Source organism: Paraburkholderia solisilvae (assembly GCF_902859875.1).
Classification (GTDB): Bacteria; Pseudomonadota; Gammaproteobacteria; order Burkholderiales; family Burkholderiaceae; genus Paraburkholderia; species Paraburkholderia solisilvae.
On the sequence record NZ_CADIKF010000004.1, the window covers coordinates 218,310 to 233,856 of the forward strand.

The 15,547-nt window shown below is 64.0% G+C and carries 11 protein-coding genes; 1 reads left to right on the forward strand and 10 read right to left on the reverse strand.

The window, feature by feature from the left end:
• Positions 1 to 19: 19 nt before the first annotated feature.
• The 10 genes from mraY to HV675_RS04820 all read right to left on the reverse strand — a co-directional run bounded on the left by mraY (position 20) and on the right by HV675_RS04820 (position 13,806).
• On the reverse strand, positions 20 to 1,189 hold the full coding sequence (gene mraY / locus HV675_RS04775; protein WP_175109633.1) for a phospho-N-acetylmuramoyl-pentapeptide-transferase: 1,170 nt from the start codon (positions 1,187 to 1,189) through the stop codon (positions 20 to 22).
• A 16-nt stretch (positions 1,190 to 1,205) separates the two neighbouring features.
• Positions 1,206 to 2,633, reverse strand: coding sequence for a UDP-N-acetylmuramoyl-tripeptide--D-alanyl-D-alanine ligase (locus HV675_RS04780; RefSeq protein ID WP_175109634.1), 1,428 nt, complete (start codon positions 2,631 to 2,633; stop codon positions 1,206 to 1,208).
• A complete protein-coding gene (locus HV675_RS04785) occupies positions 2,630 to 4,186 on the reverse strand; it encodes a UDP-N-acetylmuramoyl-L-alanyl-D-glutamate--2,6-diaminopimelate ligase (RefSeq protein ID WP_175109635.1) in 1,557 nt (518 codons plus the stop codon). Before HV675_RS04785 ends, HV675_RS04780 begins: the two co-directional genes overlap by 4 nt.
• Positions 4,183 to 6,144 (reverse strand): peptidoglycan D,D-transpeptidase FtsI family protein, encoded by a 1,962-nt coding sequence (locus HV675_RS04790; RefSeq protein ID WP_175109651.1) that lies wholly within the window; start codon positions 6,142 to 6,144, stop codon positions 4,183 to 4,185. The genes HV675_RS04785 and HV675_RS04790 overlap by 4 nt, the downstream gene beginning before the upstream one ends.
• A complete protein-coding gene (gene ftsL / locus HV675_RS04795) occupies positions 6,144 to 6,521 on the reverse strand; it encodes a cell division protein FtsL (RefSeq protein ID WP_175109636.1) in 378 nt (125 codons plus the stop codon). The genes HV675_RS04790 and ftsL overlap by 1 nt, the downstream gene beginning before the upstream one ends.
• A complete protein-coding gene (gene rsmH, locus HV675_RS04800; protein ID WP_175109637.1) occupies positions 6,518 to 7,459 on the reverse strand; it encodes a 16S rRNA (cytosine(1402)-N(4))-methyltransferase RsmH in 942 nt (313 codons plus the stop codon). The genes ftsL and rsmH overlap by 4 nt, the downstream gene beginning before the upstream one ends.
• Positions 7,460 to 7,486: 27 nt before the next feature.
• Entirely contained in the window at positions 7,487 to 7,915 is a 429-nt protein-coding gene (gene mraZ, locus HV675_RS04805; protein ID WP_175109638.1) for a division/cell wall cluster transcriptional repressor MraZ, read from the reverse strand.
• Positions 7,916 to 8,357: 442 nt separating this feature from the next.
• Positions 8,358 to 9,005 carry a 2-polyprenyl-3-methyl-6-methoxy-1,4-benzoquinone monooxygenase gene (gene coq7 / locus HV675_RS04810; RefSeq protein WP_175109639.1) on the reverse strand — a complete coding sequence of 216 codons (648 nt, stop codon included), beginning with the start codon at positions 9,003 to 9,005 and terminating at the stop codon, positions 8,358 to 8,360.
• Between the two features lie 538 nt (positions 9,006 to 9,543).
• The gene (locus HV675_RS04815; protein WP_175109640.1) at positions 9,544 to 11,217 is read right to left on the reverse strand and encodes a long-chain fatty acid--CoA ligase; all 1,674 of its coding nucleotides are present in this window, start codon (positions 11,215 to 11,217) and stop codon (positions 9,544 to 9,546) included.
• Between the two features lie 498 nt (positions 11,218 to 11,715).
• Positions 11,716 to 13,806: a molybdopterin-containing oxidoreductase family protein gene (locus HV675_RS04820; RefSeq protein ID WP_175109641.1), complete on the reverse strand. Its 2,091-nt coding sequence runs from the start codon at positions 13,804 to 13,806 to the stop codon at positions 11,716 to 11,718.
• Between the two features lie 291 nt (positions 13,807 to 14,097).
• On the opposite strand from HV675_RS04820, the gene HV675_RS04825 reads away from it, so the two are divergent.
• Positions 14,098 to 15,291 carry a M20 aminoacylase family protein gene (locus HV675_RS04825; protein ID WP_175109642.1) on the forward strand — a complete coding sequence of 398 codons (1,194 nt, stop codon included), beginning with the start codon at positions 14,098 to 14,100 and terminating at the stop codon, positions 15,289 to 15,291.
• The last annotated feature ends 256 nt before the right edge of the window (positions 15,292 to 15,547 follow it).

Genomic DNA, 15,547 nt, shown 5'->3' on the forward strand with positions numbered 1-15,547 from the left:
CCTTTTGCTGCTTAACGCATTAACGCAACTTGAGCGTGGACAAACCGAATAGGCACAACATCAACGTGATGATCCAGAAACGCACGACCACCTGCGTTTCTTTCCACCCGGACAACTCGAAGTGGTGATGCAGCGGCGCCATCTTGAAGATGCGCCGGCCTTCGCCGTAACGGCGCTTCGTATATTTGAACCACGTGACCTGCAGCATCACGGAAAGCGTTTCGGCGACAAAGATGCCGCCCATAATGAAAAGCACGATCTCCTGGCGCACGATCACCGCGACCGTGCCGAGCGCGCCGCCGAGCGCAAGCGCGCCGACGTCGCCCATAAACACCTGCGCGGGGTGCGTGTTGTACCAGAGGAACGCGAGTCCGGCTCCGCCGATCGCGGAGCAGAAAATCAGCAGTTCGCCCGCGCCGGGAATATGCGGGAACAGCAGATACTTCGAATAGACCGAACTGCCCATCACGTAAGCGAACACGCCGAGCGACGCGCCGACCAGCACGACCGGCATGATCACGAGACCGTCGAGGCCGTCGGTCAGATTCACCGCATTGCTCGCGCCGACAATCACCAGATACGTAAGCGCGATAAAGCCCCATACGCCGAGCGGATAGGTAATCGACTTGAGAAACGGCAACATCAGATCCGCGCGCGCGGGCAGCCCCATCGACAAACCGCTGCGCACCCACGCCATAAACAGGTCGAACACGCGCACATTGCTCGCCTCGGACACGCTGAACGCGAGGTACACGGCGGCGAAAATGCCGATCACCGATTGCCAGAAATACTTCTCGCGCGACGACATCCCGCGCGGGTCCTTGTAGACGACCTTCCGGTAGTCGTCGACCCAGCCGATGATGCCGAAGCCGAACGTGACGAGCATCACGATCCAGATAAAGCGGTTCGTCAGATCGGCCCACAGCAGCGTCGACACCGCGATGCCGATCAGGATCAGCACGCCGCCCATGGTCGGCGTGCCCGATTTGACGAGGTGCGATTGCGGACCGTCCTTGCGGACTGCCTGGCCGACCTTCATGGCGGTCAGCTTGCGAATCACCCACGGGCCGCACACGAGGCCGATCAGCAATGCGGTGATCGTCGCGGCAACTGCGCGAAACGTGAGGTAACTGACCACGCGCAAAAAGCTTGCGTCATTCTGCAGCCATTGCGCCAGCGCCACTAGCATGCGGTTCCCTTCTCTTTCAATGTGCGGCGGGCCTGTCGCCCGTCGCATCGGTTTGTGGACTTGTCAAGGCGTCCACCACGCGCTCCATCTGCATGAAGCGCGAGCCTTTCACCAGAAATGTGGCCGAAGCCGTGAAGCCTGCCTGCTGCAATTGCGCGACGAGCGCGGCCGGATCGGCTGCGTGGTGCGCGGACGGACCGTATGCCGCACACGCGTCGCGCGATGCGTCGCCCATTGCGTACAGCGCGTCGATGCCGCGCTCGTTCGCGTACGCACCGATTTCGCGATGAAACGCCGGGCCGTCGTCGCCGACCTCGCCCATATCGCCCATCACCAGCACGCGCGGCGCGCGTTGCGTCGCGAGCACGTCGATTGCCGCGCGCATCGAGTCCGGGTTCGCGTTATATGTGTCGTCGATCACCATCGCGCCCGCGAATGCGCCGAGCGCCGCGCGCTTCACCTGCAAGCGGCCCTTCACGGCGCCGAACGCTTCGAGGCCGCGCCGGATTGCATCGAGCGGCACGCCGGCAGCCAGCGCGGCGGATGTCGCCGCGAGCGCGTTGCGCGCGTTGTGCGCGCCGAGCACTTGCAGTGTCACGTCGAGATGACCGTCCGGCGTGTCGATGCTGAGCCGGCTGCCGTCGAAGCGGCCGGTCACGGCGGCTTCGGTGATGCATTCGTCGGAGTTCAGCGCGAAGTCGATCACGCGGTTGCCGGTCGCGGCGACGCGCCAGATGCCGGCGTATTGATCGTCGGCGGGAAACACCGCGATGCCGTCCGGCGTCAGCGCGTGAATCACGCTCGCATGTTCGAGCGCGACCGCTTCGACCGTCGCCATAAATTCCTGATGCTCGCGCTGCGCGTTATTGACGACCGCGACAGTCGGCTCCGCGATCTTCGCAAGCAGTTGCGTCTCGCCGGGATGATTCATGCCGAGCTCGACGACCGCGAGCCGGTGCGCTTCGCTGAGACGCAGCAGCGTGAGCGGCAGACCGACGTCGTTATTGAAGTTGCCCGCGGTCGCAAGACGCGACGCGGCGCCGACCGCAGCCGAGAAGATCGACGCGATCATTTCCTTGACCGTCGTCTTGCCGTTGCTGCCGGTGACCGCGACGAGCGGCATCGGGAAGCGCCGGCGCCAGCCGCGCGCGAGCGCGCCGAGCGCGACGCGCGTATCCGCGACGCGCAAGGCGGGCACCCGCCAGTCGTCCGGCGTACGGGTGACCAGCACCGCGCTTACCTGACGGGTCGCGACATCCGGCAGGAAGTCGTGCGCGTCGAAGCGTTCGCCTTTGAGCGCCACGAACAGGTCGCCCGGGCCGGCCGTGCGGCTGTCGGTCGACACGCGCTCGAACGTCGCCGCGCCGTCGCCGACGACGATGGCGCCCTGTATCAGCGCGGCGGCTTCTTGCAGCGAGAACATCGCGACACCTGGTCCGCTCATTCGCCACCTCCGCGTGCTTGCGTCGCGCGCGCGGCCAGCGCAAGCCGCGCATGGTCCTGATCCGAAAACGCGCGCTTTCTGCCCATGATTTCCTGGGTCGCTTCGTGGCCTTTGCCCGCGAGCACGATCACGTCCTCGCGCGCCGCGCTGCGAATTGCCTGCAAGATCGCGCTCGCACGGTCTTCGATACAGCGCGCTTTCGACGGCTGCGCCATGCCCGCGAGAATCTGGTCGATGATGTTTTGCGGATCTTCGCTGCGCGGGTTGTCGCTCGTGACGACCGTGCCGTCGGCGCAGCGCTCGGCGATCGCGCCCATCAGCGGGCGCTTGGTCGCATCGCGGTCGCCGCCGCAGCCGAACATGCAGATCAGCCCGCCGCCGCGCGTTTGCGCAATCGGGCGCAGCGCGGCGAGCGTCTTCTCCAGCGCATCGGGCGTGTGCGCGTAGTCGATCACGACGAGCGGCTCGTCGTTCTGCAGGCGGCCGCCGAGGCGCTGCATGCGGCCGTCGACCGGTTCGAGCTTCGCCAGTTCGGCGAGCGCGGCGTCGAACGGCACGTCAGCGGCAAGCAGTGCGCCGAGCACGCCGAGCAGATTGCTGACGTTGAACGCGCCGAGCGTGCCGACTTCGAGGTCGGCGCGGCCCCAATCGGACACCAGATGAAACGCCGTGCCGGTCGCGGTCGCGCGCACGTCGCTCGCGATCAGCGCCGCGTCCGCCAGCAGCGCGCTCACGTCCGGCGTGCCCGCTGCGCCTTCGAGCGAATAGGCGATGGTGCGTGCGCGCCCTTTCGTGTTCGCGAGCAGACGGCGGCCCGCGTGGTCATCGGCGTTGATCACCGCGACGCGCAGTTCCGGCCACGCGAAAAGACGCGCTTTCGCAGCCTCGTATGCGGCGAACGTGCGGTGATAGTCGAGATGGTCCTGCGTCAGGTTCGTGAAGACCGCGATATCGAACGCGGTGCCGTTCACGCGCCCCTGATGCAATGCGTGCGACGATACTTCCATGGCGACCGCCTGCGCGCCCGCGCCGCGCAGTTGCGCGAGACTGCGCTGCAGTTGCGGCGCGTCCGGCGTCGTAAAGCCGGTGTGCACGAGGCGCCCCGGCATGCCACTGCCGAGCGTGCCGATCACCGCGCACGGCGTGCCGAGCGCCGACAGCGCGGCCGCGATCCATTGCGTGCACGACGTCTTGCCATTCGTGCCGGTCACGCCGACCACGCGCATCGCATCGCTCGGGTCACCGTACCATGCGCTGGCAATCGAACCGGCGAGCACGTCGAGCGCCGGCACCGCATGCGCGAGCGGCGCCGTGGGCGTCACCGCCAGGTTTTCCGGCTGATACAGCACCGCGACGGCGCCGCGCTCGATTGCTTTGCCGATAAACGCCCGGTTGTCCGCGCCGTCCACCGCGTACGCGAGAAAAGCGTCCCCCGCGGCCAGCGTGCGCGTGTCCGCATGCAGATGCGCGGCCGGCTTCACGCGCGCGCGCAACCACGCGAGTGCGTCTTCGATTGACCGGCGCGACGGATGGGCGGTGCGCAGCAGGCTCATCGCACGACTCCCGGATGATTCTTCACGTCGCTCGAGATCGTCATTTTCTTCGCGGCCGTACGGGTCGCGATTTTCGCGGCGAACTTCTTCGCGCCACCGCTGTTGCTCGCGCTGTTTGCGCGATTCGACTCGACGACGCGTTTTGCACCATCCTTCGCCGCGCCGTTCGCCGCATCGACGCCGTTCGTATTGGACGCGAGTTCGCTTACCGCATGCGTGTCGTCCGACACGACCATCTGCTTGATCGGCATGTCGGGCGGCACGTTCAGCGAGCGCAGCGTGTCGCCGGCGATCGCCGAGAACACCGGACCCGACACCTGACCGCCGAAGTGGCTGCCCGCGGTCGGCTCGTCGACCGACACCGCGACGACGATGCGCGGATTCGGCATCGGCGCCATGCCGACAAACGACGCGCGGTACCGCGATTTGTCGTAACCGTGACCGGAGTGCTTGTACGCGGTGCCGCTCTTGCCGCCGACGCGATAGCCGGGCACCGCCGCATCCGGCGACGTGCCGGCCGGCGACACGACGGCCTCGAGCATCGCACGCACTTCGCGCGCGGTGGTCGGCGAAAACACTTGCGTGCCGGCGGCCGGCTGGTCGCCCGGCGTGCGGAAAATCGAAATCGGCATGATCTGGCCGTCGTGCGCGATCGCGGTGTACGCACGCCCGAGCTGGAACAGCGACGCCGACAGGCCGTAACCGTAGGACATGGTCGCCTGCTCGATGCGGCGCCAGCTCTTCCACGGACGCAGGCGGCCCGCCGCCGCGCCTGGAAAACCGACCTTCGGCGCCTGGCCGAGACCGATGCTGGTATACATGTTCCACATCTCTTCGGGCTTGAGCTGCATCGCGATCTTGGTCGCGCCGATGTTGCTCGACTTCTGGATCACGCCGGCTACGGTCAGCGTGCCGAACGCGCTGTCGTCGGTGATCGTCGCACCGTCGAGGACAAAACGTCCCGGCCCCGTATCCACCAGTGTAGTCGGCGACACGCGGTGCAGATCGAGTGCGAGCGAGATCGTGAACGGCTTCATGATCGAGCCCGGCTCGAACACGTCGGTCAGGATGCGGTTGCGCAACTGCTCACCGGTCAGGCGCGTGCGGTCGTTCGGGTTGTACGTCGGATAATTGACGAGCGCGAGCACTTCGCCGGTGCGCACGTCGATCACCATCGCGGCGCCCGCTTTCGCCTTGAACTTCTGCACCGCCGCTTTCAGGTTCGTGTAAGCGATGTATTGAATCTTGCTGTCGATCGCCAGTTCGATGTCGTTGCCGTTGTGCGGCACGACCTGCTCGTCGACGTCCTCGATGATGTGCCCCATCCGGTCCTTGATCACGCGGCGGCTGCCGGGCATCCCGGCGAGCAGCTTCTGGTCGCCGAGTTCGATGCCTTCCTGGCCTTCGTCCTCGACGTTCGTGAAGCCGATCAGATGCGCGGTGATCTCGCCTTCCGGATAGAAACGCTTGTATTCGTTGCGCTGATAGACGCCCGGAATGTCGAGCGCCGCGACCTGCGCGGCGACGTCGACCGGCACCTGGCGCTTCACGTAGACGAAGGTCTTGTCTTCGGACAGCTTCGCGCGCAGTTCCTTGTCCGACATGTCGAGCAGCGTGCCGAGCTGGTGCAGCTTGTCCGCGCCGAGATCGTCGGGCACCGACTCCGGAATCGCCCAGATCGCTCGCACCGGCAGGCTCGTCGCGAGCACGAGGCCGTTGCGATCGAGAATCTTGCCGCGCGTGGCCGGCAGCTCGATGGTGCGCTGATAGCGACTCTCGCCCTGCTTCTGATAGAACGCGTTGCCCGGCCCCTGAATCCAGAACGCCCGTCCGGCCAGCGCGACGAACGCCATGAAAAGCAGGAACACGACGAGCTTCGAGCGCCACATCGGCAGGCGCACCGACAGAATCGGGTTCGCGGAGAACGCGACGCTTTTGCGATTCGACGATTTCTTCATCATCGTGCGCCTCCGCGGGCGCCTGCCGCTTCTGCCGGTCGCGCCGGCCGCGCGTTCAGCGGCGCGGATGCCTCCGACGTCGGAACCGGCGCGTCTTCGGCTTTCGCCGCGCCCGGATCGAGCACCACGTATTGCGTGCGGCCGGTCGTGGCCGGCTGCATCTTCAGGGAGTCGGTGGCGAGCTGCTCGATGCGCGAAGTCTTCGACAACGCGCTTTGCTGATATTGAAGCTGCGAATAATCCTGCTGCAACTGGCGCTCCTGGCTTTGCGCGCGCTGCAGCTGGATGAAGATCTGGCGCTGCTGGTTCGTCGCGTTCACGACCGACAGCGCACAGCCCATCACGACAATCAGCAGGAAGATATTGAGACGGTTCATGGCGCGATCCGCTCCGCGACGCGCATCACGGCGGAACGGGCGCGCGGATTGGCGGCGACTTCGGCGTCGCTCGCGAATACACGGCCTAGCAGTTTGAATGGGGGGCTCGGCAGGTCGGCTGCACGAATCGGCAGGCGGCGGTCGACCACAGGCGCGCTGGATTGCGCCTGCATGAATCGCTTGACGATCCGGTCTTCGAGCGAATGAAAGCTGATCACGACCAGCCGCCCCCCTTGCTCCAGCAACGACGACGCTGCTTCTAGTACGACTTGCAGCTCCGCAAGCTCTTGATTGACGTGAATCCGTATAGCCTGAAAGGTGCGGGTTGCCGGGTCCTTACCCTTCTCACGGGTTTTGACGGCGTTAGCCACGATTTGGGCAAGCTCGCCCGTGCTTGCGAGAGGCCCGAGACGGTCGGACTCTGCCCGGCGAGCAACAAGCGCCTTTGCAATCTGAACAGCAAACCGTTCTTCCCCATAATCTCTGATTACCTCCGTCAGTTCCTGCAACGTGGCCCGCGCGAGCCAATCCGCGGCGGATTCGCCGCGCGTCGGGTCCATCCGCATGTCGAGTGGGCCATCGGCGCGGAAACTGAAGCCGCGCTCAGGATCGTCGACTTGCGGCGACGACACACCCAGGTCCAGCAATACGCCCGACACACGCCCTACCCCGCGCGACGCCAGCGCGTCACGCAGTGATGCAAAACTCTGATGCACGATTTCAAGACGCGGATCGGCAATCTGCCGGGCCGTTTCGATCGCAAGTGGATCTTTATCGAATGCGATCAGCCGGCCCGCCTCAGCGAGCTTGCCCAACACCGCCCGACTGTGACCACCGCGCCCGAACGTGCCGTCCACATAGACGCCGTCCGTGCGCGTGACCAGCGCGTCGACCGCTTCCTCCAGCAGCACCGTGCGATGCTGCAACTCCTTTCCCATCGCAGGCGCCATGTCGATCACCCGCGGTCAGAACGTGAAATTCTTCAGCGCCTCGGGCATGCCCTGCGCCATCGCCTGCTGTTCCTTCGCGTGGTAGGTGTCTGCGTCCCACAACTCGAAGTGACTTCCCATTCCTAACAACATCACGTCTTTTTCAAGCGAACCGGCGGCGCGCAACTCGGGCGACACCAGAATTCGCCCGGCCGAATCGAGTTCGACGTCGGCCGCATTGCCGAGGAAAATGCGCTGCCACCATTTCGCTTCCATCGGCAGTTCGGCGACCTTCTTGCGAAACACCTCCCACTCAGGGCGCGGAAACAGCAACAGGCAGCCATCCGGGTGCTTGGTGATCGTCACCCGGCCTTCCGCCTGTGCTTGCAGCGCTTCCCGATAGCGAGCCGGGATCGACAATCTCCCTTTCGCATCGAGTGTTAGCGCTGACGGCCCTTGGAACACTGCAACTCCCTTTTGTGAGGGCGTTGTAAGAAGTCGCCCGGTCTCGAAAACTTACCCGAAATAAGCGGGTAGATCACACAAAAATACACTTTCTCACACTGTCTCCCACTTTAGAGGAACCCCAAAGTCGGGTCAAGGGAGGCGGGCCGATTTTTAACGAATTTTGTTTGCTAGAACAAGGACTTAGCGGCGGTCCTTGATATCGGACCTAAACAGGAAAATCGTTATAAATGAATCAGATAGTGGAACTTGTGAAGGTAGTACGTGAGAAGTCCGGGGAAAACCGCGTGAATGCTGGGCGTTCGGCGAGATGTGAATTGCGCAAGCGGGGCGAGGCAAACGCGCGCGGGAATCGAGGAGGTCGAGCGAGGTAACGAGGTGACGCGGAACCGGCAACGGACGGCGCGACGCGCGCCGTCCCACCACTATTCAGGCGAAAACATCAGATACGGTACGCGGTCGTCGTCATGATTTTCGACGCGGCCCGCATCAGCGCGCGGGCCGGGAAAGGCAGTTCGATACCGCCCGCATCCATTGCCGCTTTACCGTGTGCCGCTTCGTCGGCGCGCATCTGTTCGACGACGGCACGCGATTCATGGTCGGCCGCGGGCAGCGTTTCAAGATGTCCGTTCAGATGCTGTTCGACCTGGCGTTCGGTCTCGGCCATAAAGCCAAGGCTCACCCGGTCGCCGAAGCGGCCCGCGGCAAAACCGATGGCGAGCGCGCCGGCGTACCACAGCGGATTCAACAGGCTCGGACGCGAATCGAGCGCTTCGAGGCGCTTGTAGGTCCATGCGAGGTGATCTTCCTCTTCGCGCGCGGCGTGCTCGAATGCCTGCTTCAACGCGGGGGAGCGGGTCGCGAGCTTCTGCGCCTGATACAACGCCTGCGCGCAGACTTCGCCGACGTGATTGACGCGCATCAGTCCGGCCGCGTGCGCACGCTCCTCGGCGGACATGTCGACGCGTTCGGCCGCTTCTGCGCCTGCCGCGAGTTCCGCCGGCTTCGGCATCGGACGGCTCATGCGCGACACGCCTGTCATTGATCGCAAACCGCGATCGAACTCGGTAATCCAATCGTCCAGCAGCATCCGGCTCCTCCAGTCAGGCGGTCACCCGAATGCGCCGATGGGTGCGCGCGAGTCGATGCATTCGAGCCCCTAAAACAAGGGTTTTTGGCGATTAAGGGGGGATTTTAGACCATGTTGCGTAAACGAAACAGCACGAAACAGCACGAAACAACGCAAAGGAACGCGAAACCGTGCGAAACAACGGGAGGCCGCGTTCCGGCGCTGATCCGTTTTGGCTTTGACCACGGTAAGGCTTTCCGGCGAGAATTTTTCGTTGGTTTCGTTTAGCGCGGGAGAGCACTGCGGGTGTCTCAAACAGGTCGGCGGCTTTGCTTAGTAAGTCTCATGTTTTTGCGTGTGCGGTTCGCGTCAGCGTTGGCGAAGATTTCGGGCGCACTGTTTTTTGTGCTGTGTTTGCGCGGTTTGCCGGCGCGCCGCCGCACGAACCATTCTCGACTACCAAATAGAACGGCCCCGCAGGATTGGCCTGCTGGGCCGCCGTGCCGGGTCCGGTTCCGCTCCCGTCTCCGGTTATGTTCCGGACGGCAACGCAGGTAAGCTATGCGCGTCCGTCGCGCAATTCGCGCCGCAAAATTTTGCCGACGTTGCTCTTCGGCAATTCCTTGCGAAACTCGACGATGCGCGGCCGTTTGTACGGCGTCAGCTGGTCCTTGCAGAACGCGATGAGGTCGGCGTCGGTGAGCGTCTCGTCCTTCTTCACGACGTAAAGCTTCACCGCCTCGCCCGACTGCGGATCGGGCACACCGACCGCCGCCACCTCGAACACACCCGGGTGCCTCGCGACAACGTCCTCGACTTCGTTCGGATACACATTGAAGCCCGACACCAGGATCATGTCCTTCTTGCGATCGACGATCTTCACGAAGCCGCGCTCGTCCATCTGGCCGATATCGCCGGAGCGCAGGAAGCCGTCGGCGGTCATCACCCTGGCGGTTTCTTCCGGCCGGTTCCAATAGCCGGCCATGACCTGCGGGCCGCGAATGCAGACTTCGCCCGGCTGGCCGAGCGGCACTTCGTTGCCGTCGTCGTCGCGAATCGAGATTTCCGTCGACGACAGCGGCAGGCCGATCGTGCCGTTGTATTCGGTGGCCGTCACCGGATTGCAGGTCGCCGACGGCGAGGTCTCGGACAATCCGTATCCCTCGATGATCGGCGTCTTCGTTCTTGCGAACCAGCGCTCCGCGACGGCCTGTTGCACCGCCATGCCGCCCGCGTTGGCGACCGTCAGATTCGACAGATCGAGCTTGTCGAAGTCCGGATGGTTCAGCATCGCGTTGAATAGCGTGTTGACCGCGGGCAACGTCGTGATCTTGTAGCCGCGCAGCGCCTTGATCATGCCGCCGATATCGCGCGGATTCGGAATCAGCACGCCGAGGCCGCCCTGGCGGATCGGCATCAGGCCGGCGACGGTCAGCGCGAACACGTGATAAAGCGGCAGCGCGACCAGCGTGACCGTCTGCTTGATGTCCGACCGCGCGGCATTGGCCGGTGCGTGCCACGCGACGGACTGCAGCACGTTCGCGATCAGATTGCGATGCGTGAGCGTCGCGCCCTTCGACACGCCGGTCGTGCCGCCCGTGTATTGCAGAAACGCGATGTCGTCCGGACCTTGCTGCGCCGGCTTGAACGGCAGACGCGCGCCGGCCGCGAGTGCGTCGTTGAATTTCACGTGGCCCGGCAGACTCCACGCCGGCACCAGCTTCTTCACGCGCCGCACGACGAAATTGACGATATGCCCTTTAGGGCCCAGCAGATCGCCCATCGACGCGACAATCACGTGCTCGAGCGGCGTGTTGCCGATCACCGCCTGCACCGTCGCCGCGAAGTTTTCGAGCACGATGATCGCCTGCGCGCCGCTGTCGGTCATCTGATATTGGAGCTCGCGCGGCGTATACAGCGGATTGACGTTCACGACCACATATCCCGCGCGCAGCACCGCGGCGAGCGCGACCGGATATTGCAGCACGTTCGGCATCATGAGCGCGATGCGCGCGCCGCGCTCGAGACCTTTCGACTGGAACCACGCGCCCAGACGCCGCGACAGTTCGTCGAGTTCGCCGTATGTGATTTCTTTGCCCATGCAGGCGAACGCCGGCTTGTCGCGATATCGACTGAAACTGTCGTCCAGAAGACCGGCCACTGACGCGTATTGCGTGGGATCGATCTCCGCCGGCACGCCGGGTGGATACGATTTCAGCCAGATCTTCTGCATGCGGTATTTCTCCGGGTTTTCGTATTTTCGAATGGTCGTGCTAAAAACAGCGCATCGTAGCATGCGTGCGCGGGCACTTGATTTCGGGTTATCACCCGATTAGATGAGGGCCTCGAAACGGAAGAACACGCACCCCCGGTCAGTCATTCCGTTTGCCATACAGAATGCTCGAATATCGGCAGGAATGACATGGGTGGAGGAGTTGCGCCGGGGAGAGGCTTTTGTCTGCGAGTGACGCGTTGGGCGCTTATCGGCGGGTGTGTGCGGCCGGTTCTCTTACCAGTACGTCAACCGGGCGCCTCAGGGGGTGTTTCTGCCGTGTCGCTCTGCCGTGTCGCTCTGCCGTGTCGCTCTGCCGTGTCGCTCTGCCGTGTCGCTCTGCCGTGTCGCTCTGCCGTGTCGCTCTGCCGTGTCGCTCTGCCGTGTCTCCAGGCCCATCTCCCCACCAGCGTCTCAACCGGCGCGCCTCGGCCGACCTCTCAGCCGGCGCCTGCCGCCTCAGGCGCGTTCAACTTCGACCAGACAATCGTAGAACGTCGCCGAGCCGCCGAGGTCGGTCAACGCCTGACTCGTCACCTGATTCGCGTTGCGGCCGTCCGGTGCGAGCTTCTTCCACCAGATCGACAGGCCGACCACGAGTCCCTCGCGCGCCTTGTCAGTGACGCGGGCGCGCGCCTGCATCGAGCCGCGATCGTTGAAAATGCGCACCTCGTCGCCTTCGGCGATGTCGCGTTGCTGCGCATCGAGCGGATGGATGTCCAGATGCGGTTCGCCTTCGGTCGCGCGCAAGCTTTCGACGTTGACGAAGGTGCTGTTCAGAAAATTGCGCGCCGGCGGGGAAATCATCGCGAGCGGATAGCGGGCCGCGAGTTCGGGCGCGTTTTCGGCCGACTCGTACGGCGGCAGATAGTCGGGCAGCGGATCGATGCCCTGCTGCGCGAGCCGTTCGCTGTAAAACTCGCACTTGCCCGACGGCGTGCGGAAGCCGCCTTGCGCGAACGGCGCGTCCGGCACCTGCAGTCTGGCCCAGCCGGTGCGCTTGAGCGCCGGCCAGTCGACGCCGGCAAGCGCCGCGTCGTCCCAGCGGAATGCGGCCGCCGCGACTGCTTCATCGCTTTCGTACAGTGCCGGCTCGGCGAAACCCATGGCGCGCGCGATGCCACGAAAAATCTCCGTGTTCGGCCGCGCTTCGCCAACCGGTGCGATCGCCGGCAGGTTCGCCATCACGTGCGTATGGCCGTAGGATTTGTGGACGTCCAGGTGTTCCAGTTGCGTCGTGGCGGGCAGCAGCAGGTCGGCGTAGTCGGCGGTGTCGGTCTGGAAATGCTCGAGCACGATGGTAAACAGGTCTTCACGGGCGAATCCGGCGGCGACCCGTTCCGAATCGGGTGCGACCGCAACCGGGTTTGAGTTGTACACGACGATCGCCTCGATCTTCGGGCCGAATGCGGCGTCGCCGCCCGCCTCGCCCGGGTTCAGCAATGCGTTGCCGATCTCATTCATATTGATCACGCGCGCGGGCGCCGACGGCCAGCCAGGCATCAGGTCGGGCCGGGCGAGCGCGAACGAATCCACCGGTGCCCATCCCGACGACGACAGCAATGCTCCGCCCGCCCGATCGCGCCACGCGCCGGTCAGCGACGGCAGACAGGCAATCGCGCGCACCGCATTGCCGCCGCCGCGCACGCGCTGCATCCCGTAGTTCAGGCGGATCGACGCTTTGCGGGTATTGCCGTAAAGGCGCGCGAGGTCGACGATCACCTGCTCGTCAACGCCGCAGATCTGCGCGACACGCGCCGGTGTGTAGGTGAGCGCGCGGGCTTTGAGTGGCTCGAAACCTAACGTGTGATCGGCAATGTACGCGTGGTCGAGCAGATTTTCCGTGATCAGCACATGCATCATGCCCAATGCCAGCGCGCCGTCGGTGCCGGGCTTCAGCGCAATGTGCTGATGACACTTCTCCGCAGTCAGCGACCGGTACGGATCGATCGCAATCAGCCGCGCGCCGTTGCGCTTCGCCTCTTGCGCGCGCGTCCAGAAATGCAGATTCGATGCGATCGGATTGGCGCCCCAGATCAGGATCAATTCGCTTTCGGCAAAGAACTCCGTCAGCATGCCGAGACCCGCGCCGTACGTATACTTGAGACCCGCCGCGCCGGCTGACGCACAAATGGTCCTATCGAGTTGCGATGCGCCCAGCTTGTGAAAAAACCGTTGCGCGATGCTGTCCCCTTGCACGAGCCCCATCGTGCCGGCATAGCTATACGGGACAATCGCCTCGGGTGCGCGCGCCGCGATCTCCGAGAGCCGGTTTGCCGCGAGCGCCAACGCGTCGTCCCAGCTGATCGGCTCGAAACGCCCTTCGCCCTTTTCGCCGACGCGCCGCATCGGCGTGGTGAGACGCCGCGGATGATGGACCCGGTCCGCATAACGGCTGACTTTGGTGCACAGCACGCCTTGTGTGGGCGGGTGATCGGGTTCGCCGGTTACCTTGATCGCGCGGCCGTTTTCGACGGTCACGCGCATCGCGCAGGTATCCGGGCAATCATGCGGGCATACCGCGCGGGTGAATTCGGTTGGTGCGTTCATGGAAGGCGTACGGTTTGCGTGAGACGTCTGTTGGCAACGGGAAGGTGCGCGAAAGGCTGATTTTATTATGTTCGGGGATGTCGCTGCGCGCGATGAGGATGGACGATCGGTCGGGTTGCGCGGTGTTCGCGCGGTGTTTGTGTTGTGTTCGCTGTGTTCGCGCCGGGTTCGAGCTATGTCTGTTGTGGAGCCGTCTGAAATATCGATCAGCGTAGAATCGGTTCAGGACGGGGCGGCCGAACGCCGCTTTCCCGCTTCAATCCCTTAGCGCAGCCAGCCGCATCTTTCATCATGAAACTCATTCCTGAGATCCAGTCCGCGCACGGCGAAATTCAGTCGCTCCGACGAACGATTCACGCGCATCCCGAACTGCGCTACGAAGAGACACACACCTCCGATCTGGTCGCGACGACACTATCCGGATGGGGTATCGACGTGCATCGGGGACTCGGCAAAACGGGCGTCGTCGGCGTGTTGACGCGCGGCACGGGCACGCGCTCGATCGGTTTGCGCGCGGATATGGACGCGTTGCCGATTCACGAGCTGAACACGTTTGATCACCGTTCGCGCAATGAAGGAAAGATGCACGCTTGCGGTCACGACGGGCACACCGCGATGCTGCTCGGCGCGGCGCGATATCTCGCGAAACATGGAGACTTCGACGGCACGATCGTGTTCATTTTTCAGCCGGCTGAGGAAGGCGGCGCGGGCGCGAAAGCGATGATCGACGATGGGCTGTTCACGCGCTTTCCGGTCGACGCCGTGTTCGGCATTCACAATTGGCCTGGCTTGGCGGCGGGTCACTTCGGGGTGACCGAAGGGCCGATGATGGCGTCGAGCAACCAGTTCCGGATCGATGTGAAAGGCGTTGGCGCGCATGCGGCGCTGCCCCATCACGGCCATGACCCGGTCTTTACGGCGGTGCAGATCGCCAATGGTCTGCAGAGCATCATCACGCGCAACAAGAAGCCTATCGATACCGCGGTACTGTCGATCACGCAGATTCATGCCGGAGATGCGGTCAACGTGGTGCCGGACGAAGCGTGGCTAGCGGGGACCGTGCGGACCTTCACTACGCAGACGCTCGATATGATCGAGTCGCGTATGCGGAGGATCGTCGACAACATTGCCGAAGCGTATGAGTGTTCGGTCAAGCTAACGTTTCGGCGCAATTACCCGCCGACGGTGAACAGCAGGAAGGAGACGGAGTTCGCGGCGGCGGTCATGAGAGAGATCGCGGGCGATGCCAACGTCAACGATTCATTCGAGCCGACGATGACCGCTGAAGATTTCTCTTTCATGCTGGAGGCGAAGCCGGGGTGCTACGCGTTTCTCGGTAACGGTGACGGTGATCATCGTGAACTCGGGCACGGCGAGGGGCCGTGCATGCTGCATAACGCGAGCTATGACTTCAACGATGATTTGTTGCCGGTCGGGTCGACGTATTGGGTGAAGCTGGCGCAGCGGTTTTTGGCGCGGGAGTGAGGGTTTGCGGCGAGCGCTCAGGCGTGGAGAGCCGGGGGCGGTGACGGGAGGCTGCGGACGGGTGAGTTCGCGGGTTTTCCGGGAACGGAGGGCCTGGGGGAATGTGAGGCGCTGGAGGCCGTAAACGCCACGACCCCGCCTTTGGTGGGCGGGGTCGCGGGATGAGGCAGGAGGAGCCTGACGATTACCTACTTTCACACGGGCAATCCGCACTATCATCGGCGTGGAGTCGTTTCACGGTCCTGTTCGGGATGGG

Bases quoted from the DNA above. Each gene is read 5' to 3' on its own strand.
- HV675_RS04825 (WP_175109642.1), top strand. From the start codon at position 14,098: ATGAAACTCATTCCTGAGATCCAGTCCGCGCACGGCGAAATTCAGTCG.
- coq7 (WP_175109639.1), bottom strand. From the start codon at position 9,005: ATGCTGCTGGACGATTGGATTACCGAGTTCGATCGCGGTTTGCGATCA.
- HV675_RS04780 (WP_175109634.1), bottom strand. From the start codon at position 2,633: ATGAGCGGACCAGGTGTCGCGATGTTCTCGCTGCAAGAAGCCGCCGCG.
- HV675_RS04790 (WP_175109651.1), bottom strand. From the start codon at position 6,144: ATGAAGAAATCGTCGAATCGCAAAAGCGTCGCGTTCTCCGCGAACCCG.
- HV675_RS04820 (WP_175109641.1), bottom strand. From the start codon at position 13,806: ATGAACGCACCAACCGAATTCACCCGCGCGGTATGCCCGCATGATTGC.
- HV675_RS04785 (WP_175109635.1), bottom strand. From the start codon at position 4,186: ATGAGCCTGCTGCGCACCGCCCATCCGTCGCGCCGGTCAATCGAAGAC.
- rsmH (WP_175109637.1), bottom strand. From the start codon at position 7,459: ATGGGAAAGGAGTTGCAGCATCGCACGGTGCTGCTGGAGGAAGCGGTC.
- HV675_RS04815 (WP_175109640.1), bottom strand. From the start codon at position 11,217: ATGCAGAAGATCTGGCTGAAATCGTATCCACCCGGCGTGCCGGCGGAG.
- mraY (WP_175109633.1), bottom strand. From the start codon at position 1,189: ATGCTAGTGGCGCTGGCGCAATGGCTGCAGAATGACGCAAGCTTTTTG.
- ftsL (WP_175109636.1), bottom strand. From the start codon at position 6,521: ATGAACCGTCTCAATATCTTCCTGCTGATTGTCGTGATGGGCTGTGCG.